Source organism: Martelella sp. AMO21009 (assembly GCF_053484295.1).
The window spans coordinates 55,259-80,024 of sequence record NZ_JBAKFR010000017.1 but is presented as its reverse complement, the minus strand read 5'-3'; the positions used below and the strand labels follow the sequence as shown (position 1 = coordinate 80,024).

At 62.2% G+C, this 24,766-nt stretch carries 22 protein-coding genes; 9 read left to right on the top strand and 13 right to left on the bottom strand.

Features of this window, described 5'->3' with window-relative positions; genetic code table 11:
• Positions 1 to 122: 122 nt before the first annotated feature.
• Both V6766_RS17280 and ung read right to left on the bottom strand, forming a co-directional pair.
• Positions 123 to 1,550: an aldehyde dehydrogenase family protein gene (locus V6766_RS17280; protein ID WP_448468564.1), complete on the bottom strand. Its 1,428-nt coding sequence runs from the start codon at positions 1,548 to 1,550 to the stop codon at positions 123 to 125.
• Between the two features lie 89 nt (positions 1,551 to 1,639).
• Positions 1,640 to 2,335, bottom strand: a complete 696-nt coding sequence (gene ung / locus V6766_RS17275; protein ID WP_448468562.1) for a uracil-DNA glycosylase — start codon at positions 2,333 to 2,335, stop codon at positions 1,640 to 1,642.
• A gap of 101 nt (positions 2,336 to 2,436) precedes the next feature.
• On the opposite strand from ung, the gene V6766_RS17270 reads away from it, so the two are divergent.
• The 4 genes from V6766_RS17270 to V6766_RS17255 all read left to right on the top strand — a co-directional run bounded on the left by V6766_RS17270 (position 2,437) and on the right by V6766_RS17255 (position 5,692).
• Entirely contained in the window at positions 2,437 to 2,808 is a 372-nt protein-coding gene (locus V6766_RS17270) for a DsrE family protein (RefSeq protein WP_448468560.1), read from the top strand.
• A gap of 171 nt (positions 2,809 to 2,979) precedes the next feature.
• Positions 2,980 to 3,954, top strand: coding sequence for an ABC transporter substrate-binding protein (locus V6766_RS17265; RefSeq protein WP_448468558.1), 975 nt, complete (start codon positions 2,980 to 2,982; stop codon positions 3,952 to 3,954).
• Between the two features lie 2 nt (positions 3,955 to 3,956).
• Positions 3,957 to 4,895: an ABC transporter permease gene (locus V6766_RS17260; RefSeq protein WP_230721622.1), complete on the top strand. Its 939-nt coding sequence runs from the start codon at positions 3,957 to 3,959 to the stop codon at positions 4,893 to 4,895.
• Positions 4,895 to 5,692 carry an ABC transporter ATP-binding protein gene (locus V6766_RS17255; protein WP_448468556.1) on the top strand — a complete coding sequence of 266 codons (798 nt, stop codon included), beginning with the start codon at positions 4,895 to 4,897 and terminating at the stop codon, positions 5,690 to 5,692. Before V6766_RS17260 ends, V6766_RS17255 begins: the two co-directional genes overlap by 1 nt.
• Before the next feature lie 30 nt (positions 5,693 to 5,722).
• Here V6766_RS17255 and V6766_RS17250 read toward each other — a convergent pair whose 3' ends face one another.
• Positions 5,723 to 7,426, bottom strand: a complete 1,704-nt coding sequence (locus tag V6766_RS17250; protein WP_448468554.1) for a glycoside hydrolase family 32 protein — start codon at positions 7,424 to 7,426, stop codon at positions 5,723 to 5,725.
• A 292-nt stretch (positions 7,427 to 7,718) separates the two neighbouring features.
• Between V6766_RS17250 and V6766_RS17245 the strand changes: the two genes are divergently transcribed.
• Complete coding sequence (locus tag V6766_RS17245) at positions 7,719 to 9,542, top strand: PhoPQ-activated protein PqaA family protein (protein ID WP_448468552.1); 1,824 nt, start codon at positions 7,719 to 7,721, stop codon at positions 9,540 to 9,542.
• 44 nt (positions 9,543 to 9,586) lie between these two features.
• On the opposite strand, the gene V6766_RS17240 is transcribed toward V6766_RS17245, so the two are convergent.
• From V6766_RS17240 to V6766_RS17215, 6 genes are all read right to left on the bottom strand, one after another.
• A complete protein-coding gene (locus V6766_RS17240) occupies positions 9,587 to 10,168 on the bottom strand; it encodes an NAD(P)H-dependent oxidoreductase (protein ID WP_448468550.1) in 582 nt (193 codons plus the stop codon).
• Between the two features lies 1 nt (position 10,169).
• Complete coding sequence (locus tag V6766_RS17235; RefSeq protein ID WP_448468548.1) at positions 10,170 to 11,579, bottom strand: FAD-binding oxidoreductase; 1,410 nt, start codon at positions 11,577 to 11,579, stop codon at positions 10,170 to 10,172.
• A 2-nt stretch (positions 11,580 to 11,581) separates the two neighbouring features.
• Positions 11,582 to 12,892 (bottom strand): cytosine deaminase, encoded by a 1,311-nt coding sequence (locus V6766_RS17230; protein ID WP_448468546.1) that lies wholly within the window; start codon positions 12,890 to 12,892, stop codon positions 11,582 to 11,584.
• Positions 12,892 to 13,719 (bottom strand): ABC transporter permease, encoded by an 828-nt coding sequence (locus tag V6766_RS17225; protein WP_448468544.1) that lies wholly within the window; start codon positions 13,717 to 13,719, stop codon positions 12,892 to 12,894. Before V6766_RS17225 ends, V6766_RS17230 begins: the two co-directional genes overlap by 1 nt.
• Positions 13,719 to 14,525, bottom strand: a complete 807-nt coding sequence (locus V6766_RS17220; RefSeq protein ID WP_448468542.1) for an ABC transporter ATP-binding protein — start codon at positions 14,523 to 14,525, stop codon at positions 13,719 to 13,721. The genes V6766_RS17225 and V6766_RS17220 overlap by 1 nt, the downstream gene beginning before the upstream one ends.
• A gap of 64 nt (positions 14,526 to 14,589) precedes the next feature.
• Positions 14,590 to 15,600 (bottom strand): ABC transporter substrate-binding protein, encoded by a 1,011-nt coding sequence (locus V6766_RS17215; RefSeq protein ID WP_448468540.1) that lies wholly within the window; start codon positions 15,598 to 15,600, stop codon positions 14,590 to 14,592.
• Positions 15,601 to 15,776: 176 nt separating this feature from the next.
• Here V6766_RS17215 and V6766_RS17210 point away from each other — a divergent pair, with 176 nt between their 5' ends.
• On the top strand, positions 15,777 to 16,715 hold the full coding sequence (locus tag V6766_RS17210; protein WP_448468538.1) for a LysR family transcriptional regulator: 939 nt from the start codon (positions 15,777 to 15,779) through the stop codon (positions 16,713 to 16,715).
• Positions 16,716 to 16,983: 268 nt separating this feature from the next.
• Here V6766_RS17210 and V6766_RS17205 read toward each other — a convergent pair whose 3' ends face one another.
• On the bottom strand, positions 16,984 to 17,784 hold the full coding sequence (locus tag V6766_RS17205) for a creatininase family protein (RefSeq protein WP_448468536.1): 801 nt from the start codon (positions 17,782 to 17,784) through the stop codon (positions 16,984 to 16,986).
• Positions 17,785 to 17,906: 122 nt separating this feature from the next.
• Positions 17,907 to 18,818 carry a DMT family transporter gene (locus V6766_RS17200; protein WP_448468534.1) on the bottom strand — a complete coding sequence of 304 codons (912 nt, stop codon included), beginning with the start codon at positions 18,816 to 18,818 and terminating at the stop codon, positions 17,907 to 17,909.
• 163 nt (positions 18,819 to 18,981) lie between these two features.
• On the opposite strand from V6766_RS17200, the gene V6766_RS17195 reads away from it, so the two are divergent.
• Both V6766_RS17195 and V6766_RS17190 read left to right on the top strand, forming a co-directional pair.
• Complete coding sequence (locus V6766_RS17195) at positions 18,982 to 20,280, top strand: adenylosuccinate synthase (RefSeq protein WP_448468532.1); 1,299 nt, start codon at positions 18,982 to 18,984, stop codon at positions 20,278 to 20,280.
• Between the two features lie 51 nt (positions 20,281 to 20,331).
• The gene (locus tag V6766_RS17190; RefSeq protein WP_448468530.1) at positions 20,332 to 22,128 is read left to right on the top strand and encodes a hypothetical protein; all 1,797 of its coding nucleotides are present in this window, start codon (positions 20,332 to 20,334) and stop codon (positions 22,126 to 22,128) included.
• A gap of 66 nt (positions 22,129 to 22,194) precedes the next feature.
• Here the strand turns inward: V6766_RS17190 and rpoH are convergent, their stop codons facing one another.
• Both rpoH and V6766_RS17180 read right to left on the bottom strand, forming a co-directional pair.
• Positions 22,195 to 23,106, bottom strand: coding sequence for an RNA polymerase sigma factor RpoH (rpoH, locus tag V6766_RS17185; RefSeq protein WP_448468528.1), 912 nt, complete (start codon positions 23,104 to 23,106; stop codon positions 22,195 to 22,197).
• 182 nt (positions 23,107 to 23,288) lie between these two features.
• A complete protein-coding gene (locus tag V6766_RS17180; RefSeq protein ID WP_448468526.1) occupies positions 23,289 to 24,314 on the bottom strand; it encodes an RluA family pseudouridine synthase in 1,026 nt (341 codons plus the stop codon).
• 61 nt (positions 24,315 to 24,375) lie between these two features.
• Here V6766_RS17180 and V6766_RS17175 point away from each other — a divergent pair, with 61 nt between their 5' ends.
• A complete protein-coding gene (locus V6766_RS17175; protein WP_448468524.1) occupies positions 24,376 to 24,765 on the top strand; it encodes a hypothetical protein in 390 nt (129 codons plus the stop codon).
• The last annotated feature ends 1 nt before the right edge of the window (position 24,766 follow it).

Below are 24,766 nucleotides of genomic sequence, written 5' to 3'. Positions count from 1 at the left end.
ACCCGTGATTGCAACGATGCCCGGCGCTTTCGCCGGGCATGCGATATTTTGTGTTCTCTCGCATCCGAACTGGCGGACGGCGATGCGCAACACGCTCCAATGTAGCGGTTTCGCGGGGAATTTTAAGCCGTGTAGCCGCGTATCCCCTTGATTTCCAGAAAATCTTCCATGCCCCAGTCGGCAAACTCGCGGCCATTGCCGGATTGCTTGTAGCCGCCGAAGGGAATGGCGGTGTCCCAGTCCGGATCGTTGATCGTGACATTGCCGGCGCGCAGGCGCGCCGCGACCTTGCGGGCATGGTCGAGATCGCCCGATTGCACATAGGCGGCGAGACCATAGGGCGTGTCGTTGGCAATCGCGATCGCCTCTTCTTCGCTCTGGTAGGACAGCACCGACAAGACCGGGCCAAAGACCTCCTCGCGGGCGATCGTCATGGCGTTGTCGACATGGCCGAAAACGGTGGGCTTGACATAATAGCCGTGATTGATGCCGTCCGGGCGGCCGGGGCCGCCGACGGCAACGGTCGCGCCCTCGGATATCGCCGTTTCGATCAACCCCTGGATCTTGTCATATTGCTGACGGCTGACGACCGGGCCGAGATCGGTGTCTTCCGCGCGCGGATCGCCGACCTTGAGCGTGAGCGCCGCCTTTCTGGCAATCTCCAGCGCCTCGTCATGCCTTGCGGCGGGCACCAGCATGCGCGTTGGCGCGTCGCAGGACTGGCCGGAATTCTGGAAGCAGGAAAGTACGCCGCCGGCCACCGCCTTTTCGAAATCGGCATCCTCCAGCACGATATTCGGCGACTTGCCGCCAAGCTCCTGGCAGACGCGCTTGACCGTATCGGCGGCGGTCTTGGCAACGATGATGCCGGCACGGGTCGAGCCGGTGAAGGAGACCATGTCGACGTCCTCGTGGCCGGCCATGACCTGGCCGACGTCCGGGCCGGTGCCGTTGACGAGGTTGAAGACGCCGGGCGGAACGCCGGCCTCCTCCATGATCTCGGCGAAGATGATGGCCGAAAGCGGCGCGATTTCCGATGGCTTCAGCACCACGGTGCAGCCGGTGGCGAGCGCCGGCGCGACCTTGGCCGCGATCTGGTTCAGCGGCCAGTTCCACGGCGTGATCAGGGCGCAGACGCCGATCGGCTCACGTACGATCAGGCCCTTGTTGCGCTCCTCGGAGAACTCGAAATTCTCAAGCGCCTTGCGGGTGTTACTGATATGGGAGGCACCGACGGGCACCTGGGCGCTGCGCGCAAGCTTCAGCGGCGCACCCATTTCGCTCATCACCGCCTCGACCAGATCGTCGGCGCGGGCCCGGTAGCATTCCAGCACCCGCTCCAGAAGCGCAAGCCGCTCCTCGCGCGTGGTGAGCGAGAAGCTCTCGAAGGCGCGCCGCGCGGCCGCCACCGCCTTGTCGACATCCGATGCCTGCCCGAGCGCGATCGCGGTGACGACCTCCTCGGTCGCCGGATTGATGACGTCGAGCGTTTCCTGCCCGTCCGGCTCGACCCAGGCGCCGTCGATGAAGAATTTTCTGTGGTGGGACATCGGTATCTCCGTAAATTGCATGCTGCGCCATCGCGCCGTCTATAGCGCATAAATGTGGTGAAGGTCACGGCTCGGCAAGCGCCGCCTCTTCAACTTTCTCCGGGGTCTTTCGGCAATTGCCAGTCGATCGGCTCGATGCCCTGTTCGAGCAGGAACTGATTGGCCTTGGAAAACGGGCGACTGCCGAAAAAGCCGTTATGGGCCGAAAGCGGCGAGGGATGCGGCGATTTCAGCACCAGATGCCGGCTTCTATCGACGAAACTCGCCTTCTTCTGGGCATAAGCGCCCCACAGGATGAATACGACATGCGGGCACTCGTCATTGACGACGCGGATCACGGCGTCGGTGAACTCCTCCCAGCCCTTGCCGCGATGGGATGCGGCGGCGGCCTGGCGCACGGTCAGCACCGAGTTCAAAAGCAAGACGCCCTGCTTTGCCCAGTGCTCCAGAAAGCCGTGGTCGACCTTCTGAAAGCCGACATCGGCGGCAAGCTCCTTGTAGATATTGACCAGCGAGGGCGGGGTGCGCACGCCGGGACGCACCGAAAAGCAGAGCCCGTGTGCCTGTCCCGGGCCGTGATAGGGATCCTGCCCGAGGATGACGACCTTCACCCGGTCAAGCGGCGTCAGATCGAGCGCGCGAAAATATTCCTCGCCTTTCGGAAAGACGACCTGTCCGTTGCGCTTCTCGTCCACAAGAAAGGATCTGAGGCCGGCCATGTAGGCGCTTTCGAATTCCGGTTGAAGCTTCTCCTTCCAGCCCGGCTCGAGTCTGATTTCGCCCATGCTCTGCTAACTCCCGTTCATGTCCTGCCTGCGACAATTGTCGCACTTGTATAGCAACGACGTCTCCCCAATTCCAGAACAGGCAGAAGGAGGCCTCAAACATGCAAACGACAGCTTTTGTTGCAACGATTTTCGACGGCAAGTCCAACCCGAACAAGGTGACCGTCGCCTTCACCATGGCGCTCAACGCGCTGAAGAAGGGGCATAGCGCCACAATTATCCTGATGGTCGAGGCCGTGGAACTGGGCAAGCCCGGTGCCACCGACGGCATGGATATCGGCGCGCCGTTCGAGCCGGTTTCCAACCTTCTCGAAGAATACCGCACGGCCGGTGGAAAGATCGCGATCTGCGGCGCCTGCATGAAGCATAACGGCATGAGCGCCGAGGACATGGACCCCGCCTACGAGATCATCACCGCACCCGACGTCATCGATCTTCTGATGAACGCCGAGGGATCGCTGCAGATCACCTGACGGGTCACGGCATCCGCAAACGCGAGCCGGCGCGGCAGGGGACCCGCCGGCAGCGCTGGCAAATAAAGTCGCGGGCGGCGACGTTCCGGCGTTGACCGGCGCTTTGGCACAGGCCAAACTGCCGCGCGTGATCACATCGCGCTAAGAACAATCCTGACAGGGGGTTTCGAAATGCTCAACTTCAAGAAAACGGTGTTCGCCACCGCGGCGATCGCCGCTTTTGCCGGCTTTGCCGCGCCGGTCGTCGCGCAGGACACCAAGACCGTCGCCATCACCTATATCGTCGAACACCCCGCCCTTGACGCCGTGCGCGAAGGCATTGTCGAGAGCCTTGCCGAAAAGGGCTACAAGGAAGGCGAGAACCTGAAGGTCGTCGCCCGCTCCGCCCAGGGCAACATGACCACGCAGAGCCAGATCGCCGATGAATTCGCTGGCATCGATCCGGACGTCGCGGTCGGCATTTCGACGCCCTCGGCCCAGGCGCTGAAGAACTCGATGGGCGATACCCCTGTGGTGTTCGCCGCCGTCACCGACCCGGTCGCCGCCGGCCTGATCGAGAACCCGGAAAAGCCGGAAGCCAACATCACCGGCACCTCCGACAAGCAGCCGCCGAAGCCGGCGCTGGAGCTGATCCAGAAGCTGGTTCCGGACGTCAAGACCATCGGCGTCATCTATAATCCGGGCGAAGCCAACTCGGTCGTGCAGGTCGATGACATCAAGGCCGGCGCCGAAGAGCTCGGCCTCACCGTCGTCGAAAGCCCCGCCGCCCAGTCGACCATGGTGCCGGATGCGGCCCGCAACCTCGTCGGCAAGGCTGACGCGATCCTGCTGCCGACCGACAATTCGGTGATCTCGGTGCTGGAAGCGATCGTGACCGTCGGCGAGCGCGCCAAGCTGCCCGTCTTCACGACCGACACCGATTCCGTCGAGCGCGGCGCGGTTGCGGCCTTCGGCTTCAACTATGCCGAAATGGGCACGGTCACCGGCGATATGATCGCCCAGATCCTCGAAGGCACAGCGGTTGCCGATATTCCGGTCGTCGTACCCGGCAATCAGGATCTGTTCCTGAACCTCAAGGCGGCCAAGGCCATGGGCATTGATGTGCCGGCCGACGTTGTTGACAGCGCCAAGAAGGTCATCGAGTAAACATGACGCTTTTCGCACTCGCCGGTGCGTTCGAGACCGGCCTGCTCTTCGCCCTCGTGGCGTTGAGCATCTTCATGTCGTTCCGCGTTCTGGACTTTCCGGACCTGACGGTGGACGGAAGCTTCCCGCTTGGCGCGGCGGTTTCCGCCGCCGCCATCATCCACGGCATCGATCCCTTTATCGCGACGTTTTTCGGCCTGCTCGCTGGCGCGGCCGCGGGCTTCGTCACCGGCCTGCTGAATGTCCGCTTCGGCATCATGAACCTGCTCGCCGGCATTCTGTCGATGGTCGCGCTGTTTTCGATCAATCTTCGGATCATGGGACGGCCGAACTTGCCGGTCTACGGCCAGGATACGGTGTTCTCCCGCTTTGAAGACCTCGTCGGCGCGGGGCTCTGGAGCAACACGATCCTGCTTCTGATCATCGCGATCGGCGCCAAGTTCATTATCGACTGGTTCCTGAAGACCGAGATCGGCCTTGGCCTGCGCGCCTCGGGCGAAAACCCGGCAATGGCGGAAGCCCAGGGCATCCGCAACGGCGCGATGACGCTGCTCGGCATGTCGATCGCCAATGCGCTCTGCGCGCTCGCCGGCTCGCTGTTTGCGCAGATGCAAGGGGTCGCGGACGTCACCATGGGCGTCGGCACCATCGTCACCGGGCTTGCGGCGCTGATCATCGGCGAGGCCATTCTCGGCCGGCGCACCGTGTTTCTCGCCACGCTCGGCTGCGTCATCGGCGCGGTCGTCTACCGCCTGTTCATCGCGTTTGCGCTGTCGGCCGGCTTCATCGGCATTCGCCCGCAGGATCTGAACCTGATCACCGCGATCGTCGTCGCCGTCGCCGTTGTGCTCTCCCAGAGCCGCGGCAAGAAGGGGCGAAAGTCGATGTTCAATTTCCGCCTCGTGCGCGGCGCGCAGCAACCGGATGAAGGGCAGGACTGATGCTGAAACTTGACGACATCCACATCACCTTCAATGCCGGCACTGCGACCGAGGTCCGGGCGCTGCGCGGCGTCTCGCTCGATATCGCGGAGGGCGAATTCGTTACCGTGATCGGCTCCAACGGGGCGGGTAAGTCGACGCTGCTCTCCACCGTCGTCGGCACGGCGAAGCCCGATACCGGCACGATCCACCTCGCCGGCAACGACGTCACCAACTGGCCCGCCGCCAAGCGCGCCCGTCTTGTCGGCCGGGTGTTTCAGGAGCCCCGGCTCGGCACCTGCTCGTCGCTGTCGATCGAGGAAAATCTTGCGCTCGCCGCCGCCCGCGGCAAGAAGCGGGGCCTCGCCCTCGCGCTTGGCAAGCGCGGCCAGAAGCAGATGTTTGCCGAGCATCTCGAAAAGCTCGGCCTTGGCCTTGAGCACCGCATGGCAACGCCCATTGGCGCGCTGTCGGGCGGCCAGCGACAGGCCGTCAGCCTGCTGATGGCAACGCTGCTGCCGATGAAGATCCTGGTACTCGACGAGCACACCGCCGCCCTCGACCCGTCAGCTGCCCACAAGGTGTTGTCGCTGTCGGCGGAAATCGCCGGCGAAAGCCGGCTGACCACGCTGATGGTGACCCATTCGATGAAGGACGCGCTGGCCTATGGCTCCCGCACCCTGATGATGAATGCCGGCCAGGTCGTGCTCGATATCGCCGGCGAGGAACGCTCAAAGCTGAAGGTCTCCGACCTGCTCGAACGCTTCGGTCGCGCGGCCGGCACGGAGATCGACGACGATCAGCTGATGCTGGCGTAGGCCGGGACGTCAGGGCCCAATCCCCTGGGGTCAAAGCGCCAGCGCCCAGACTTTCGCCGACCGGACGTCGCCGTGGCGCAGCCGCAGGGAATGGATGGGATCGAAGCCGGCGATGCGCTTGGTGCCGGTCCAGCGGCCATTGTCGGCGAAGACCTCGACCGAACCGATATCGAGGAACACCCGGATATGACTCGGCTTTGCGCCGGGCGCGATATAGCGCGGCGTCGGCTTTTCGGCGTCATCGCGATAGACCAGGCTCAGGCCCTCTTCGTCCAGCGTGATCACGATCTCGATATTGTTATGATATAGGTCTAGTTCGAACGTCGGGCCGTCGAGTTCGATCACGATCTCGGCCTGCCCGGTTTCGAGGCTCACCAGTTCTCCGGCCGCGAGCGCGGTTTCGTCTATCAGATGGTCGCGCAGGCTTTCCACGCCCTCGATCGGCGGGGTCAGAAGCGTGTCGTCGGCGGCGTCATAGACGAGGTTTCGCGGCAGCGTCATCGCTGTGGGAAAATCGATTTCGGGGGCGGCATCCGCCCAGTTGGCAAGCCAGCCGATGCCCACCGGCGTGCCCTGATCGAGGAAGGCCTGGAAGGCGTAATTGTCGGTGACGAAGTCGAGCTCCTGCTCGAAATGCGGCGTGAATGTCGTGCCGTCGAACTTGCCGACGGTCGCCGTCGTCAGGTTCCGGCGCCCGGTTTCCTCGTGATGGCTGTGCATCAGGCCGCAGATCAGCGCCCAGTGGGTGGAGGGGTCGCCTGCCGGCCCGTCGAGCGGCAGCAGGCAGGGACACTCGATCACCTGCGTGTTGAACCGGCCTTCCGAATGCAGCACCGAGACGAATTCCCAGCCGCTCGCCGCCGTCACATCCGCGGTCTGGTAGAGCAGCACGACGCCTTCCTCGCCCATGCGGCTGCCGAGCAGCATTTTCCAATAGCCGTCGGGCCCGCGGAAGACATAAGGGTCGCGGAAATCGAGTGTCAGGCCCTCAAGTTCGGGGCGGGTGTCGATCAGCGGCTTGGCCGCGCCGGCGAAGATCAGCGATTGCGAGGTCGCCATCATCTGGATTTCGCGCTCCGGCGCACGGTCGATCATGTGTTCGGTGAAGAACACCCGGACTCCGGCGGAGTTTTCCAGCGGGATCGCGGAGCCCGAAAACGCGCCGCCGCGCTTGTCCGGCTTGGCGGTCAGATCCTCCGAAGGAAACAGGAAGATCGGCAGATGCCGCCAGTGCAGGAAATCCTCCGAGACCGCATGGCCCCAATGCATCGTGTTCCATTTCAGCCCGTGCGAATAATGCTGGTAGAACAGATGTGCCGAGCCGTTGAACCGGCCGAAGCCGTTCGGATCGTTCATCCAGCCGAAGGGCGGGCGGAAATGATAGGAGCCGGGCGCCGGCGCCGGCGCATTGGCGGCGTGGGTGCGCAGGACGGTGATGCCTTCTTCCAGCACCTTGGCGTCGGTGAACCAGTAGGCGACTGAAATCGTGGTCGTTTCGGGATCATAGGCGCATTCCAGTTCCCCGCCATGCGGCACGAAGAACATCCGGAATTCATATTCTTCGGAATTCTGCACGAAGACGTCGCCGAAGACCTGGTCATTCAGCGAAAGCCTCAACTCCCCAGGCGCATGCGGGTGAACCGCCTTGAGCCAGACATGCAGTACGGCATTGACCGGCACATTGCCGCGCAGCTTGCGAAGGCGGGTTTCGTCGGCGGTGGTCAATTCATGCATGCTCGTTCGGCTCCGTTCCTGCGCATCGACGCCGGAACGCCCTGCGCTTTTGCTGCGCCGAACGGCCCGGATTTTCAGACATACGCACCGCGGCAAAGCCAATAAATGGTTACCCGAATGCGCTCTCCCGCACGCGCCGTCTCCCGGCGCCTGCCTGCTCTTTCAGACCTAGTGGTCTGAGCGTCGATGTAAAGAGGGGGCGGGAGAAATGAACAAGCTCAAAATGGATCATTGAATACAATCTTAGATTGTGTATATAATTTATTATAACTTTTAGGTAGAGGACGATGCCATGTATAGAAATTCATTTCGCGCCTATCAGTTCGTTTTTGCTATCGCCGTTTCGGCAGGTTTAGCGCTTTCGGGGTCTGCGGCCCTCGCGCAGGCCAACGGCGCGCAGCCGCTGGAATCTCTCTTCGATTACATCAACAACACGACGGGCGCGGCAGGCGTTTATGAAAACTGCGGCCAGATCGATAATCTGGCGACGGTAGAGACGACGATGTATGTCTGCGACTATGTCTCCCAGACGAGCTGGAAGGGAACGGACCCGGACTACATTTCCGACGCCACGGGCGGCGGCGGCTGGTCGCACAAGGTTTCCATAGCCGTTCCGAAAAAGATCGGGATGTCGCAGAGCGACTACATCTACATGATCAATGGCGGAAAAGACTATTTGCTCTACGAGGCGATTTTTTACGATCTCCTGGCGCAGGAAATTTCCGCTGCGCCATTCAATATGGCGCCGGATGACCTTGATTCCGTTTTGAATAGCGGTTGCACAACGCCATCGCAGACCAATTGGTGTCAAACCGCAAATCTTTCGGCGCTTCTTTCCTATCTCCTGAATATCCCCATGATCGTTCAGAACTTCGTTCCGAACGAACTGCTCGACATGTTGAGCATTGTCGACGGCAAGACATATTATGCGAGAGAGGAAGACGACCTCGTCGCCGAGTCGCTCATGCATCCGGCCAATGATGGAATCGATGCAATCGACTATGCCGCGCTGTTTCCAATGGCGTCGTCAGTCGTCCACAGCATGTCCGCCGCGCAGCAAAGCATCGCCCAATTGCCGGCGCTTTCCGGCCTTCCCCAGGTCCGGCAATATGTCCTGACAGGCGCTTCCAAGCGTGGATGGACGACCTATCTCGCGACGGCATATGACCGTCTGTCGAACCAGTTGGTCAAGGCCGCCGTTCCGATCGTCATGCCGATCGATATCAAGTCGGTCCTGGCGCAGGTTCACGCGAACTATCAGTTTTCGAACCTCTATAATGGTTGGCCGCAGGACCTGCAGCCTTATGAGCAGGATCCCCAAGGCACCGGCAACAGGAATCTGCTGGACAAAATGATGTCTGGAGAGCTGGACAATCTCCTGACCCAGATCGACATCGTCTATTATCTGCAATCGAATCCGCAATTGCTCAACCAGTTTCCGCTTCTCGAAGTGGCCGCTTCGCATGACGGCTTCTTCACGCCCGCAGCGCCCGCCATCTACATGAGCGACTTCTGGAACAATGGGTACGATCCTTTCGCGACGCTGATCATTCTGCCCAATACCACCCATAGCGACGTGACCCCTTCGGAGGTTTCCGATCTGGTCGGCGCCGCGCTCCAGATTACCGGTTTCGCCATCGATGTTACCGGCAACACGGGCAATATTCTGAACTATACGCCAAACTCGGCTTTCTCATTCCCCTTCATGAGCCAGATTCAGGTGAACGGCGGGATCATGTCCGTGGAGACCAATAATCAGCCCGGATTAGTCGACCTTCCCAAGGGTGGAAAGAGCGCTAGTCCCGTCTATTACAGATGTACCTATGCCGACGAGAAGGATGATCTCCTCTTTCCGGGCACACAACCGGGTGAGACCACGTATTCAGAGCCTGCCTATTTTGAGAATGTTACCTTCCAGCACCCGGCTCCGTTGGAATGGCGTTGGGCGATGGATTTGGATTCGCTCGCTGGCCAGGTGAGCCAGTGCAATGGAAGCAAGAGTTCAGCTTACCTGGCCTTTTTCATCGGGGTCAATTACTCCGGCCCCGAAGGCGACTATATTGGCGATCATTATCGCAACAGCCCTATCTACGTTATCGATAATCCGAACAGGTAGGGATCGATACCAGATAGGAAACGATTGGCTGGCGGTGGAGGCCCTCAAAAGGCCTCCATCTCGCTCTTCACCTTATCGAGAAAGCGGGCGCGGGTTTCCTCGGTGCAGTTGTTCATGTCGTAATGGGCCATGAAGCGCACCGGGGCGCCGAGCTTGATCTGGGCGCGCAGCACGCGCTTGATCATCTTTTTCGGCGGGTTGCCGGCGAGAAACGCCCGCATCGGCGTCGCGCCATAGGTGAAGACGGCGGCGGCCTTGGTGATGTGGCGCAGCGTCGGCTTCAGCTTGCCGTCTTCCAGCGCGAAGGAAACACCCGGCAGCCAGACGCGGTCGAAATAGCCTTTCAGCATCGCCGGATAGCCGAAATTCCAGATCGGCGTGACGATCACCAGTGCCTCCGCCTTTTGCAGGCGCTCGACATAGGAGGCGACCGGCGCGGTGTTTTCCGGATAGTCGTGATAGCCGATCCGCTCCTCGCGGGTCAGCACCGGCTGGAAGTTTTCGGCATAGAGATCGCAATCATCGACCTCGTGGCCGGCCTTGGTCAGGCTTTCGATAACCTGCCTGTGCAGGGCCGCGCCATAGCTGGTTTCCACCGGGTGGGAGAAGAGAACGAGGACGCGCATTTTACTCCGCTCCCGTCTCGGCAAGGCCCTTGAACAGGAAGTTCTTGCCGGCCTTGAAGTCGAAATCCGGATTTTCCCAGGCGATCATCTTGCCGGGGTTCATCAGGCCCTTGGGGTCGGTTTCCTTCTTGAAGGCAAGCTGCAACTCGTCGGTCTGCTTCATGCCGCCTTCTTCCAGCGTGTATCGGTGCGGGTTGAAGATCGGGCAGCCATGGGCCTCGTGGATATTGATGATCTCCTCCAGCCGCTCCGGCGTGGTGTAGCGCACCAGCGGCAGGCCGGAACACTGCACCGCGCCGTCGAAACGCAGGAATTCCAGATGGCCGATCACCTCATCGCCGAAAAGCTCGGTCATCTCGCGGACCTTCTCGACATGGTCGGGGCCGGGATACTGGACCTGAAGATAGGTGAAGCTGTCGGGCTCCATCTTCAGCGCGCGCAGCGTGGTGTGGTTCCAGCCAAGTTCATAGGCGCGCGGTATGCCGCGCAGGCTCTCCACCTCATCGGCACGGAAGCGGATTTCGCCCTTCATCAGCTTCACCAGCGCCTCGAACGGCGCGAGCGCATGAGGCGCGACCATGACCACGGTGACCGCCTCGCCCTCCTTCAGCCAAGGCTTGTGGCGGGTGAAAAAGTCGTGAGGAACGGGGGCGGCGATCGGTGCGATTTCCTTGACCAGAATGCCGGAGGATTTCGCCAGCCGGTCGGAAAACCGCACGGCATCCATGAAGCTCTCGTGGCCGACGATCACGTCGACCCAGTCATAGGCGGGCGCCAGCGGCATCTCGACCTCGGTGATGATGCCGTTGGTGCCGTAGGCGTGGGAGACCTTCAGCAGATCGCGCGCCGTCAGCTCCATCACGCGGGGCTCTTCCTCGAGCGTCACGATCCGCAACCGCAGCACATTGCCGAGATCACGCAACCCGCCCCAGTGGACCGAGCCGACGCCGCCGGAACCGCCGGCGATGAAGCCGCCAAGGGTGGCCTGTCCGGTGGTGGAGGGGTGGAAGCGCAGCTCCTGGCCGGATTTTTCCTTCAACTCCTTGTCGAGCTGGGCGCAGATGATGCCCGGCTCGGTGATCACGCGGCCTTGATGGATCTCCTTGATCTGGTTCATCTTGGTCATGTCGAGCACGATGCCGCCGGACAAAGGCATGCACTGGCCGTAATTGCCGGTGCCGCCGCCGCGCGCGGTTACCGGCACATCGTGGCGGAAGGCGACCTTCAGCACCTTGATCACCTCGTCCTCGCTTGCGGGCGAGACGATCAGGTCGCCGGTGACGTTTTCAAGCTGGGCCTTGAGGATCGGCGAGTACCAGTAGAAATCCCGGCTCTTGCGGGAGACGAGGTTCGGGTTGTCCTCGATGGCGATGCCTTCGAGCTCGGCCTTGATCTGTTGATAGTCCGGCATGTTCACTTATCCATCAGCGGGTCAAGTTCGCGATAATCCGGCAGGCTGCGGTCGATGCCCATGCCATTCCGCATCACGATGCGGTCAGCCTGCGGACGGGAAAGAAACTCGCTCCAGCGCCGCGCGCTGAAGAGCACGAGATCGGCGGGCCCGCCCTCGGCGATCAGCCCGCGCTCCGGGCGGCCGATGATTTCGGCGGGGGTGCGGGTGATGATGCGTGGCGTATCGTCGAGCGGATGGTCGAGCTGGAGAATGCGCACCGCTTCGCGGATCACCTCGACGGGGTCGAGATCGCCATAGGCGTAGAACGGGTCGCGGGTGTTGTCGGAGGCGACGGCGGTCTTGACGCCGGCGGCCGCCAGTTCCTTGAACAGCGTCACGCCGCGCCAGCGCGGGGTGACGCCCGCGTGGCGATCCTGGAGATACATGTTGCACATCGGCAGTGAGACGACCGCGATCTCGGCCTCGGCGACACGGTCGATCGTGCGCTTGGCCGTGTCATCGTCCTGACGCGCCAGCGAACAGCAATGGCCGACGGTGACCGCGCCCTCGAAACTGTTACGGATCTTGGCATCGGCGATGCGGCCAAGGGTCAGCACCTCGCGGTCCTCGGTCTCGTCGACATGGAGATCGATATCGAGACCGGCCTCGCCTGCCGCCTGAAACAACCGGTCGAGCCGTGCGTCGAGATCCGGCAGCATCTGTGTGACGCCGCCGATCAGGCCGCCCCGGCGCTTCAACAGCGCCACCAGATCGTCGAAGAACGGCTCGAAGATCATGTCGATCGCAAACAGCGCAACGGCCTGAAGCTCGATCCGGTCCGCCCATTTCTCGCGGATATCAGAGAATACCTCGAAGGAGATTTCGTGCTGTGGCGGCAGGCTGTCGAGATGGGTGCGCAGCAGGCCGGTGCCGTGGGAATAGGCGCATTTCAGCGAGAACTCCATCCGCGCTGCAACATCATCCGCCGACCAGTTGGCCTCGCGATCGGCGCGGACGTTTTCGAGCGCGCCCATGAAGGTGCCGTCGGGATTGCGGCGGCGCTCCCAGATATGGCCCTTGTCGATATGGGTGTGCATGTCGGTGAAGGTCGGCCAGACCATGCCGCCGCGAAGGTCGACTGCGGGCAGGGCGGCGGGCGCTGTTCCCGGCAAGGAGATGGCAGCGATCCTGCCGTTCTCGATTGTGATATCGGCGGCGACCAGCCCTTCTCGCGCGGTAAAGAGGGCGGCGTCGCGAAGACAGATCGCCGGCACGGTCGCGTTCTGGAGAACGAAGGCGGGGGCCTTCGGAAGCGTCACAAAGCCGGGCATCAGTTTTCTCTCTTGAGGCTGCTCTCATGCCAGCGATGCAGGAACAGCCAGGCGATGAAGGAGGTGAGCGCGAAGATCGCGACGCCGAGGCAGGCGAGCATGAACAGCGCCGCGAACAGCCTCGGAATGTTGAGCCGGTATTGCGATTCCAAGAGCCGGAAGGCAAGACCCGAACCGGCGCCCGCCGAACCCGCCGCGAATTCCGCGACCACGGCGGCAATCAGCGCCAGCCCGCCACCGATCCTCAGCCCCGTCATGAAATAGGGCAGCGAGGCCGGCAGTTTCAGGTGGATCAGCGTCTGCCAGCGCGAGGCGCCGTAAAGCTCGAACAGGTTCAGGAGATTGTGGTCGACGCTCTTTAGCCCCTGCGCCATGTTCGACAGGATCGGAAAGAACGCCACCAGAAAGGCGCAGATCAGGAGCGCCACCTGCGTGGTCGGCGTATAGATAAGGATCAGCGGCGCGATGGCGACGATGGGCGTGACTTGCAGGATCACGGTGATCGGGTAAAGCGCGGTCTCGATCCAGCGCGACTGCACCATGATCACCGCAAGCCCGACGCCGCCGACCAGCGCCAGCCCCAGCGAGATGAAGGTGATCTTGGTCGTCACCCAGAGCGCTGGCGCAAGCGTGCCCCAGTCCTCGATGAAGGCCTTGGCCACCAAAGCGGGGCCAGGCAGGATGTAATGCGGGGTCTGGTAGATCACCACGATCGCCTGCCAGATCGCCACCAGCAGCGCCAGCACGGCGATCGGGATGACGATCTTCAGAATGGTCTCGCCATTGCGGGCGAAGAAGCCGGGGCGCTGATAGGTTTCATTGCTCATCAGTGGTCGCCTCCCGCTGCCTGAATCGCGCCCTGAAGCGAGCGCGAGACCTTTTCGCAGGCCAGCCGATATTCTTCCGAGGTGCGGTAGCTCTCGTCGCGTTCCTGGCTGGTATCGAGCGGGAAATCGTCGAACACCTGACCGGGACGGGCGCGCATGACCACGATGCGGTTGGAAAGATAGGCGGATTCGAACACCGAGTGAGTCACGAAGATCACGGTGATGCCGGTTTCGTGCCAGAGCCGCAGAACGTCGTCATTGAGCTTCTGCCGGGTAATTTCGTCCAGTGCGGCAAACGGCTCGTCCATCAGCAGAAGCTTGGGCTTGGTCACCAGCGCACGGGCGATCGAGACCCGCATCTTCATGCCGCCGGAGAGTTCGCGCGGATAGGCATTGGGGAAATCCTGAAGGCCGACGGTGGCGAGCGCGGCCATGATCTCGTCGCGCACGCCCGCCTTGGATTTGCCGCGCAGTTTCAGCGGCAGGAAGACATTGTCGAACACCGTCGCCCACGGCATCAGCGTCGGTTCCTGAAACACGAAGCTGATATCGCCTTCCGGCTTGCCCTTGGCGGAAATGCGCGAGGTCGGCCAGTCGATCGTGCCCTGCGTGACATCGCCGAGCGAGGCCATGATGCGCAAGGCCGTCGACTTGCCGCAGCCCGACGGTCCGAGCAGGCTGACGAACTGGCCCTGACAGACGGTGAGGCTCATATCCTTGAGCGCGATCGTGCCGTTGGAGAAAATCTTGGTGACATGCTCAAGCTTCACCAGCGGCTTTTGCAGCAATGCCTCGGCGGGCGCCATGCGGTTATCCTGTATGCGTAAACGGGTCGCCCCGCGCGGGCGCGGGGCGAAAGATGCGGTCAGTTTATTTCATCAGGTCCTTGCCGACGCCCTTGCAGACGAACTGCGTCGTATAGGCCTTGGTATAGTCGAGGTCGGCTTCATAGAGGCCGATATCGACCATATCGTCGAAGAAGGTCTTGAAGTGTTCGTCGGTCATGCAGCCGATGCCGCCATCCTCGGCCTCGCCGGAGACGACGATGCCGTATTCCTTCATCTTCTCGATCGAATAGGCGATCTGCTCATCCGTCATTTCCGGATTGTCTTTCTTGATCAGATCGTTGGCGGCGGTGTTGTCGCCGTAGAGGTAGTTGTACCAGCCCTCGATCGAGGCATCGACGAAGCGCTGCACGAGGTCCGGGTTTTCATCGACCATTTTCTGCTGGGCGGTGATCATCGTCGAATAGGGCGAGTAGCCGCTGTCGGCGAGCAGGAACACTTTCGGCGTCCAGCCGGCTTCCTTTTCCACCGAATAGGGCTCCGAGGTCAGGTAACCCTGCTGGGCGGATTGCGGATCGGCGATGAACGGGGCGGGGTTGAAGGTGTAGGGCTTGTACTGGGCATCGTCGAAGCCGTCGAAATTGGCCTTCATCCACTGGAAATAGGACAGGAACCCGTCCTTGCCCATGAAGATCGTCGGCAGTTTGGCGAGGTCGCCGAATTCCTCGATGCCCTGGTCGGGATGCGCCATCAGGATCTGCGGGTCCTTCTGGAAGATCGCGGCGACGTCGATCAGCGGAATGTCCTCGACCACGGCGTCGAATTCACCCTGCGGCGAGCCCATGTAGAAATCGACCTTGCCGGCGATCAGCAGCGCGCGGTTGGCCGCCTGCGGTCCACCCTGGACGATGGTGACGTCGAGCCCGTATTTCTCGTAGGTGCCGTCGGCAACCGCCTGGTAGAAGCCGCCATGCTCGGCCTGGGCCAGCCAGTTGGTGCCGTAGGAGACCTCGTCGAGCGCCAGCGCGGGCGCCGCGGCGGCAAGCGTCAGGCCGGCAAAGGCCGCAAGCCCGGTCATGCTGGATTGAAGTGACATTTCTCGTTCCCCTTCGCGTTTTGCTGAAGCTTATGATTGGTATTTGAGCGGCTTAACCGCTGTTTGAGAAGTATCAATTTTCGTGCGCATCGATGCCTTTTTTGCACAAGGCTCGGGAATGATATAATTGTAGTCGCACTGCGTAAAAAATGGTCACCTGAGCCGAGTTTACCCCGATGCTGCACTCCCGCAAACTGCAATATATCGATGAAATCGCCCGTTGCGGATCGATCCGGAAGGCCGCCCAGAGGTTGAATGTCGCATCGTCGGCGGTCAACCGGCAGATCCTGGCGCTGGAGGAGGAGTTGGGCGCGCCGCTGTTCGAGCGGCTGCCGCGCGGCTTGCGGCTGACGGCGGCGGGCGAGATGTGCGTCGAGCATGTTCGCGAGGTGCTGAAAAGCTATGACCGGCTGGAGGCGCGTATCCGGGCGCTGAAGATGCCGCAGGCCGGCAAGGTCACCCTGGTCACCACCGTCGGGCTTGCCGCCGGGCCGCTGCCGGAAATCATCGCCCGTTTTGTGGAGAAGAATCCACGCATCCGCATTCATCTGCGTTCCGATATCGGCGATACCACGATTGCCTCTGTGGTCACCGGCGATGTCGATCTCGGCCTCGGCTTCAACATTCCGCCCACACCGGGCATCCGCACCGTCGCCACTTTCGATGTGCCGATCGGCGCGGTGCTGCCGCCGGGACATCCCCTGGCGGAGCAGGAACGCGTCAACGTCTCCGATGTGGTGCAGGAGCCGCTGGTGTTGGCGCAAAGCGGCACCAGCCTGCGCAACGTCATCAACCTGATGCTGTCGCCGCTGCCGCTGCCGGTCGAACCGGTGGTCGAGACCAATGCATCGGAAATGCTGAAGCAACTGGTCAAGCGCGGCACCGGCCTGACCTTTCTCAACCCGCTCGATGTCTATGACGATTGCAGCCGGGGCGAACTGGTCTTCCGCCCGGTCGCCGACCCGCATGTGCGCCACCAGCCGATGAAGCTCTTCGCCCGCGCCCGCGCGCCCCTCGACGCCGCGACCAGCCTGTTCGTGGACTACCTGCTCAGCGAACTGGCGGCGATGATCGCGACGCTGCAGGAGCGCCGGCATTTGCCGGAGACGGCTTAGTTGTCCCGGCTGCCGGCCAGTATCATCCGTACGGTGTTGTGGGATCGAAGCATTGCAGCCAACAATCTCTCCCCTTGAGGGAGAGATGCCCCGACAGGGGCAGAGAGGGGTGAACCCTATCCGCGAATTCGGAGCCTGCGGCTTTTAGGGCTTGCGCCCTTTACCCCTCTCTGTCGCTTTCGCGACATCTCCCCCTCAAGGGGGGAGATTGTGGTCGAGAGGCCTTCGCTCTGAACTGTCTGTCCTGGTAAAAGGTAAGGCTGCACCTTCACCCCGGCGTATAAAGCTTCTCCAGCGGATAATCCCGCAAATCCTCGATCAGCTCGATGAAACCCGCCGCCTGATGCCGGGCGATGGCCTTGCCTTTTTCGGCGGTGCCGGCCGCCGCATTGCCGACGGCGCCCTTGGGGTTGAGGTCGTGGGCGATCCAGGCGAGCGAATTGGGCGGGATCGGCTGCAGGTGGCGGGTGTTTTCCTTCTGCCATTTGGCGAGCGAGGCGAAGTTTTCCGCATGCTCCATCTTCACCAGCTCGGGCCGGAAATGCAGCATCAGCGAAGTTTCGACCTCGCCGGCATGGATGCCGTAGGTGCGCTCCTCGTCGCTGATCATGCCCTCGGGGTGGCCGAAGCGGCCCCATTGGGTGGAAACCACCGCCATTGCAAACCGCACCCGCATCTCGCGCGCGACGATATGCATGATGTCGAGATTGCCGCCATGACTGTTGACGATTATCATCTTTCTGAGGCCCGCTTCCGCGACCTTCTCGCCGATCGCGGTCCAGGCGGGGATCAGGATATCGGCGCCGAAGGAAAGCGTGCCGGGGCCGTAGACATGTTCGTTGGCCTTGCCGATTTCCTGCACCGGCAGCACCAGAACGTCGAGATCATCGGGAAGCATGGCCTGAACCGTGTCGAGCATGCCGCGCGCGATCGCCACATCGGTGGCGACCGGCAGATGCGGGCCGTGCTGCTCGGTGGAGGCGATCGGCAGGATCGCGATCGTCTTTTCGGCATCAAGCGCGGCAAAATCCGGGCTCGTCAGTTCATTCCAGTAAAAGCGCTTGGCCATGTCTCACCTGTCTGATGTTCCCCGCCGCTTTTCGCAGCGGCGTCTCAGACAGGTTTAGGCAAAGGGCGTGATCGGCAAAAGCATCGTTTTGCGTCCCGTCCGCTCTCTTTTTGCGCGCGGTCTCAGGTCGGCTTCGGTTTGCCCCACTGGGCAAGCGCAATCCCGCCGACCACGAGCACAAGGGCGATCGCGTGGAATCCCGCAAGCTGTTCGTTCAGCACCAGCACGGCGATGATCGTGCCGAACACCGGGATCAGGTTGATGAAGATGCCGGCGCGGTTGGGGCCGATCACATCGACGCCGCGGATGAAGAAGACCTGGGAAATGAGCGAGGGAAAAAGCCCCGCATAGAGCACCACGCCGAAGCCGATGGCGTCATGCGGGAAGATCGCGGAGCCTACGGCGATTTCGGCCGCCACCAGCGGTATCGAGGCGATCACCGCGCCACAGCAGAACGATACCACCATCACCCGCCAGTCGAGCGGCGGCTTCCAGCGCAGCGCCACGGTGTAGCCGGAATAGCTGAGCGCGGCGGCAAGCGCGAGCAGGTCGCCGAGATTGAGGTCGAGGTGCAGCAGCTTGCGCATCTCGCCCTGGGAGACAACGGTCGCAACGCCCGCCAGCGTGACCAGAAAGCCGGTCATCTGCAGCACGGTCGAGCGGGTGCGAAACAGCGCGAAATTAATGGCGAGGATGCAAAAGGGCAGGCTTGCCTGGATCATCGACACGTTGATTGCCGAGGTGAGCTGGAGCCCGGAATAGAGAAAGGCGTTATAGGCGGTATAGCCGACCGCGCCGAAGGCAAGGACCGCCGGCCAGTTGCGCCTGACCACCGGCCACTCGTTGCGCAGCTGCGGCAGTGAAAACAGCCCGAGAACGATGGCGGCCAGGGTCCAGCGCAGGGAATTGAGAACCATGGGGGAAACGTGCCCCACGGCCAGCTTGCCCGCAGTCATGTTTCCGCCCCAAAGAAATGCCGTGATGGTGAGAAGCAGATAGGCCTGCCATTCGCTGGCGTTTGCGCCTGATTTCATGTCATTCGCCGATCCATTCGAGGGTAAGGACGCAATAGTCCGTCTGCCATGGGGCTGTCACGAGAAAATTTCGCGCTTGCGGGCGTGGGGGATCGCAATATGACAGCGAGATGGTTATAGATGCTGCGGCTTAACCGTGACTTAGGACTTCCAGGTAGGTGATATGACAAATGTTGTAGTGGTCGGCTCGCAATGGGGCGACGAGGGCAAGGGCAAGATCGTTGACTGGCTTTCCGAGCGCGCCGATATCGTGGTGCGCTATCAGGGCGGTCACAATGCCGGCCACACGCTGGTAATCGACGGCGTGAGCTACAAACTGTCGCTGCTGCCCTCCGGCGTCGTACGCGAAGGTAAGCTTGCCGTCATCGGCAACGGCGTCGTCGTCGACCCGCATGCGCTGATCGCCGAGATCGGCCGTCTGGAAGCGCAAGGGGTTAAGATCTCGCCGGAAAACCTCCGGATCGCGGACAATGCGACGCTGATCCTCTCGCTCCACCGCGAGCTTGACGGCATGCGCGAGGACGCCGCCTCCAATTCCGGCACCAAGATCGGCACCACAAGGCGCGGCATCGGTCCGGCCTATGAGGACAAGGTCGGCCGCCGCGCGATCCGGCTGATGGACCTTGCCAATCTGGAAACCCTGCCGGCCAAGGTCGACCGGCTGCTGACCCACCACAATGCGCTGCGCCGCGGCTTCGGCGCGCCCGAGATTTCCCATGATGCCATCATGGAGGAACTCACCTCTGTCGCCGATCAGATCCTGCCTTACCGCGAAACCGTCTGGCTGCTGCTCGACAAGAAGCGCCGCGCCGGCCAGCGCATCCTGTTCGAGGGCGCGCAGGGCACGCTGCTCGATATCGACCATGGCACCTATCCCTTCGTCACCTCGTCGAACACGGTGGCGGGGCAGGCCGCGGCCGGTTCCGGCATGGGCCCGGGCTCGCTCGGCTATATTCTCGGCATTACCAAGGCCTATACGACGCGCGTCGGCGAAGGTCCGTTTCCGACGGAACTCAATGACGAGGTCGGCAATTTCCTCGGCGAGCGCGGTCATGAATTCGGCACGGTCACCGGGCGCAAGCGTCGCTGCGGCTGGTTTGACGCCGTACTGGTGCGCCAGGCTGTCGCCACCAACGGCATCACCGGCATCGCGCTGACCAAGCTCGATGTGCTGGACGGTCTGGACGAGTTGAAGATCTGCGTCGCCTATGAGCTGGATGGCGAGCGCATCGAGGCGCTGCCGGCAAGCCAGGGCGCGCAGGCGCGCGTCAAGCCGGTCTATGTCACGCTGGAAGGCTGGAAGGAATCAACCGTCGGCGCGCGCAAATGGGCGGACCTGCCGGCCCAGGCGATCAAGTATGTACGCCAGGTTGAGGAGCTGATCGGGGCTCCCGTTGCGCTTCTATCCACAAGTCCTGAGCGCGATGATACCATTCTCGTGACCGATCCATTTGAAGATTAAGAAAAAATCGTAGTATTGTCGCGGCACTGTCCCGCACAATAGGGGTGATTCATGGCGGATTTCACAGCAGTCATTCGGCGCGCGGTCGAAGGCCTTCCGGAGCAATCTCCGGAATTGCGCGCCCGCGTCTATGAAAAGGCGCGCTCTGCTGTCATCCGGCAGATGGAAAACATGAACCCCCCGCCGCCGGAAGCGATGATCAAGCGGCAGATCGACAAGATCGATGCCGCGATCGCCGAGGTCGAGAGCGATTTCGCCGTGGCCCTGCCGCCCGATGAGGAGATTGTCGAGGACGGGTTTACCGAAGAAGCCCCGGTCGAGGACGATGTCGCGCCGGAACCGCCGGTGGAAGAGCCTTATCGCGACGAAGAGCCGTATGAAGAGCCGCCGGTAGACGAGGTTGCGCCGGAACCGGAGCATCATTTCGAGCCCGAGCCCGAGCCCGAGCCCGAGCCCGAGCCCGAGCCGGAGCTGGAACCCGAACCTGCGCAGCCGCGCCAAGCCACAGGCTTCCTGCAAGGCGCCACCTTCGAGGCGGTCAACCGGCCCGACAGGGTCGTCTATGAGCGCGCGCCCGATCCCGAGGAGTCCTATTCCTTCGATACGCCGGAGGAAGAAGAGGAAAGCGATGCCGGATCGGTGGTGGTCGAGCCGGATGAAGACGAACGCCGCGCCTCTGACGATTGGCGCTACGAGGCGGCGCCCGCCGCCGTGCCAACCGAACCGGCCGCGCCTGCGGGCGGGCGACCTGTTTCCGAGAAGGACTGGGCCCATGTGGACAGTCTTCTGGGGCTTGAGCCGGAAGAGCCGGGTTACGACGACGACGAGCGGTCTTCGGGTTACGGTCGCGATGGCGACGACACCGGGCGTGGAGGACGCGGCGGGGCGAAACGCATCGGTCTCGCTGTCGCCGCCGTCGTCATTCTGGCAGTGGTTGCTGTCGGCGGCTATTTCGCCTGGCAGAGCCGCGACACGGTGACGGCGCTGGTTGATCCGGGAACAGAACAGGCTGCCGAAACGCCGGTAGAGCCCGAGACGCCGCCGTCGACAGAACCGGAGGCTGAAACCGCCGAGGCGCCGGCCGATGACGCTGCGGACGAGGGCGAGGCGGCAGGCGAAAAGCAGTTCACCCAGCGGCTGCTGCCGGATGGCACCGAAGTCGAGGAAGGCCTGCCCGCCGCCGGCGCCAGTGCCGGACCGGCGCGTACCGTCGCAAACCAGACATCCGGCGCGCCGGCGACTTCCGGGTCCACGCAGGAAGCGGCCGAGCCCGCGCCGCCGGTCGGCTCCGCGCAGAAGATGTTCCTTTACGAGGAGCAGCTTGGCCAGTCGGTGCCGTCGGCCTATCAGGGCACGGTGACCTGGGAGCTGAAGCAGGAAAACACCGGCACGGCGGTGTCCGAACCGGTGATCGAGGGCGTCATGAACGTGCCCGATGCCGGGCTTTCCGGCGTGATCACCTTCCGCCGCAACGACGATTCCTCGCTGCCGGCGAGCCATCTCATCGACATTTCGTTCACGCTCGGCGATAATTTCCAGGGCGGCGCGGTTGACAATGTCCAGCGGATATCGCTGAAGAACACCGAAGCTGCCAGGGGCGATCCGCTGATCGCGGTCTCCGCCAAGATCACCGACGATCTCTACATGCTGGCACTCAATGATTTCGATCAGGCGCGCGGACAGAACCTGGCCCTGCTCGCCGAGCGCAACTGGATCGATATCCCGATCACCTACCGCAACGGTCGCCGCGCGCTGCTGACGCTGGAAAAGGGCACGACCGGCATGGCAATCTTCGACCGCGCCGTCCAGGAATGGCAGGCGCTGGGCGATATCGGCGACAATAACTGATCGCAAAAAAGCCGCGGCGGTTTCCCGTCGCGGCTTCTTCATTCTCATCCCGTCAAAGCCGGGTGATCAGTCGTCTGCGCCCTCGCGCACGGCGCGGACCGCCTTGGCGTTGGCGGTCACCTGCTTCTGCACGGCGTCCTGCACCTTTTCGAAGGCGCGGACCTCGATCTGGCGCACGCGTTCGCGCGAGATGTTGAATTCGCCGGAGAGCGATTCCAGGGTTTCCGGGTCTTCAGACAATCGACGGGCCACAAAGATGCGCTTTTCGCGGTCGTTCAGCACGTCCATCGCGGACGACAGCATGTCGCGGCGGTTTTCGAGCTCGTCCTGATTGACGAGCATTTCCTCCTGGCTGTCATGCTCGTCGACGAGCCAGTCCTGCCACTGCCCGGATTCGCCTTCCGTTGCGCGGATCGGCGCGTTCAGTGAGGCGTCGCCGGAAAGCCTGCGGTTCATCGAGATCACTTCTTCCTCGCTGACATTCAGCTTGGTCGCGATTTCGGTGACCTGTTCGGGTTTCAGGTCGCCATCCTCGATCGCCTGGATCTTGCCCTTGAGGCGGCGCAGATTGAAGAACAACCGCTTCTGGTTGGCGGTGGTGCCCATTTTGACGAGCGACCACGAGCGCAGGATATATTCCTGGATCGAGGCCTTGATCCACCACATCGCATAGGTCGCCAGACGGAAACCGCGCTCGGGATCGAATTTCTTGACGGCCTGCATCAGCCCGACATTGCCTTCGGACACGACTTCGCCGATCGGCAGCCCGTAGCCGCGATAGCCCATCGCAATCTTGGCGACGAGGCGCAGGTGGCTGGTGACGAGCTGATGGGCCGCGTTGCGGTCGTCATGCTCCTGATACCGCTTGGCTAGCATGTATTCCTGCTGCGGCTCGAGCATGGGGAATTTGCGGATTTCTTCGAGATAACGGTTGAGGCCGTTTTCTCCGGCACGGATGCTGGGAAGCGTATTGGCCATGCTTTCACCCCCTTGGTGTTGCAATCCTCATCAGGTCAACGGCGACTACCGGGACGAAGCCCGCAATCCGACCATCGATTTTCTGGAGGGAAAACCCGATTTAAGTATGGCAGGGAGGGCTTTCAAGGGATCTGGATCAAAAACTTTCCATTGACTGGAATGTTTTTGATCGGATTGACCGCTCAGCCCTCGAATGCAGCGCAAAGGGCTGCCATATCTTCGGGCAGCGGCGCCTCGAAATGCATCTCTTCGCCGGTCGACGGGTGTTCGATCACGAGCAGGGCGGCATGGAGCGCCTGACGCGGGAAGCCGCGCACCAGCGAGGCGGCCGGCTCCTCCAGCAAATTGACCTTGGTCTTGAAGCCCCCGCCATACATGTTGTCGCCGATCAGCGGGTGGCCGATATGGGCCATGTGGACGCGGATCTGGTGGGTTCTCCCCGTCTCCAGCCGGCATTCCACTAGGCTTGCCAGCGCGCTGCCATCTGGTTTTTCTCCGAAACGGCGTTCGACCGTGTAATGGGTGATGGCGAAATCGGCATCGGCGCTGTCGGCCCGTTTAACGGCGCGGCGAATGCGGTCTGGCGCGCGCCCGAGCGGGGCATCGATCGTGCCCTGCAGCGTTTTCGGCCGGCCCCAGATCAGCGCCTTGTAGGCGCGCTGCAGCGGTCCGGTGCGGCCGTGATCGGCGAACTGAGCGGCAAGCGATTGATGGGCGGCGTCGTTCTTGGCCACCACCATCACGCCGGTGGTATCCTTGTCGAGGCGGTGGACGATGCCGGGGCGCTTCACCCCGCCAATGCCCGAAAGCGTGTCGCCACAATGGAAGATCAACGCGTTGACCAGGGTTCCCGTCCAGTTGCCAGCGCCGGGATGCACCACAAGGCCCGCCTGCTTGTTGATGACGATGATGTCGTCGTCCTCATGCAGGATCTCGAGCGGAATGTCCTCGCCTTCCGGCTCGGCATCCTCCGGCTCGGGCATGATCAGGGTGATGGCCTCGCCCGGCTTCACCTTGCGGCTCGGCTCGGTCACCGGCTTGCCGTCAATCGATACCGCGCCGGTATTGATCAGCGCCTTGACGCGGGTGCGCGACACGCCGTCGCCCATCTCGCGCGCAATGAAAGCGTCCAGACGCTCTTTCGTGCCCTCGGGGACGAGAAAGTCTTTTCTATCGGCCTGGGTTTGTTTAAACGGGTCGTCTGTCATCTGAACTTTGCAAGTGCGGTTCGCGCTTGTTAAGCGAAACCGGCCCCCGGAGCAATGGACAATGTCGCAACACCGCATTGAAGACGAAGAAGAGGAAAAGCCGCTCGACCCCGCAGTCGAGCTGGTGCGGCGACGGATGCTGCGCTTGCAGGTCGTCTCCGCGCTGATCATGATCGTCTCGCTGATGGCGGTGTTCGGCGCGATCCTCTACAAGGTAATGAGCCGAACGGATGAAGCGCCTGTCGCCGAGCGGGGCGGCGCGATCGTGCCTGCGGATGCGCCAAGAGCGCTGACGGCCAACCTGCCGCGCGGGTTCCAGATCGCCGATATCAGTTATGGCGACGGCCAGGCGCTGATCTACGGCACCAAGGACAACGGCGAGCAGACACTCTATCTCTTTGATATCAATACCGGCCGCATGGCCGCCGATGTCGAAATCCGCTTCGACTGAG

Bases quoted from the DNA above. Each gene is read 5' to 3' on its own strand.
- V6766_RS17240 (WP_448468550.1), bottom strand. From the start codon at position 10,168: ATGCGCGTCCTCGTTCTCTTCTCCCACCCGGTGGAAACCAGCTATGGC.
- V6766_RS17205 (WP_448468536.1), bottom strand. From the start codon at position 17,784: ATGGCCAAGCGCTTTTACTGGAATGAACTGACGAGCCCGGATTTTGCC.
- V6766_RS17245 (WP_448468552.1), top strand. From the start codon at position 7,719: ATGTATAGAAATTCATTTCGCGCCTATCAGTTCGTTTTTGCTATCGCC.
- V6766_RS17230 (WP_448468546.1), bottom strand. From the start codon at position 12,892: ATGCCCGGCTTTGTGACGCTTCCGAAGGCCCCCGCCTTCGTTCTCCAG.
- V6766_RS17180 (WP_448468526.1), bottom strand. From the start codon at position 24,314: ATGACAGACGACCCGTTTAAACAAACCCAGGCCGATAGAAAAGACTTT.
- V6766_RS17255 (WP_448468556.1), top strand. From the start codon at position 4,895: ATGCTGAAACTTGACGACATCCACATCACCTTCAATGCCGGCACTGCG.
- V6766_RS17190 (WP_448468530.1), top strand. From the start codon at position 20,332: ATGGCGGATTTCACAGCAGTCATTCGGCGCGCGGTCGAAGGCCTTCCG.
- V6766_RS17265 (WP_448468558.1), top strand. From the start codon at position 2,980: ATGCTCAACTTCAAGAAAACGGTGTTCGCCACCGCGGCGATCGCCGCT.
- V6766_RS17280 (WP_448468564.1), bottom strand. From the start codon at position 1,550: ATGTCCCACCACAGAAAATTCTTCATCGACGGCGCCTGGGTCGAGCCG.
- V6766_RS17200 (WP_448468534.1), bottom strand. From the start codon at position 18,818: ATGAAATCAGGCGCAAACGCCAGCGAATGGCAGGCCTATCTGCTTCTC.
- V6766_RS17210 (WP_448468538.1), top strand. From the start codon at position 15,777: ATGCTGCACTCCCGCAAACTGCAATATATCGATGAAATCGCCCGTTGC.
- V6766_RS17235 (WP_448468548.1), bottom strand. From the start codon at position 11,579: ATGCCGGACTATCAACAGATCAAGGCCGAGCTCGAAGGCATCGCCATC.
- V6766_RS17215 (WP_448468540.1), bottom strand. From the start codon at position 15,600: ATGTCACTTCAATCCAGCATGACCGGGCTTGCGGCCTTTGCCGGCCTG.
- V6766_RS17175 (WP_448468524.1), top strand. From the start codon at position 24,376: ATGTCGCAACACCGCATTGAAGACGAAGAAGAGGAAAAGCCGCTCGAC.
- V6766_RS17260 (WP_230721622.1), top strand. From the start codon at position 3,957: ATGACGCTTTTCGCACTCGCCGGTGCGTTCGAGACCGGCCTGCTCTTC.
- rpoH (WP_448468528.1), bottom strand. From the start codon at position 23,106: ATGGCCAATACGCTTCCCAGCATCCGTGCCGGAGAAAACGGCCTCAAC.
- V6766_RS17195 (WP_448468532.1), top strand. From the start codon at position 18,982: ATGACAAATGTTGTAGTGGTCGGCTCGCAATGGGGCGACGAGGGCAAG.
- V6766_RS17250 (WP_448468554.1), bottom strand. From the start codon at position 7,426: ATGCATGAATTGACCACCGCCGACGAAACCCGCCTTCGCAAGCTGCGC.
- V6766_RS17225 (WP_448468544.1), bottom strand. From the start codon at position 13,719: ATGAGCAATGAAACCTATCAGCGCCCCGGCTTCTTCGCCCGCAATGGC.
- V6766_RS17220 (WP_448468542.1), bottom strand. From the start codon at position 14,525: ATGGCGCCCGCCGAGGCATTGCTGCAAAAGCCGCTGGTGAAGCTTGAG.
- V6766_RS17270 (WP_448468560.1), top strand. From the start codon at position 2,437: ATGCAAACGACAGCTTTTGTTGCAACGATTTTCGACGGCAAGTCCAAC.
- ung (WP_448468562.1), bottom strand. From the start codon at position 2,335: ATGGGCGAAATCAGACTCGAGCCGGGCTGGAAGGAGAAGCTTCAACCG.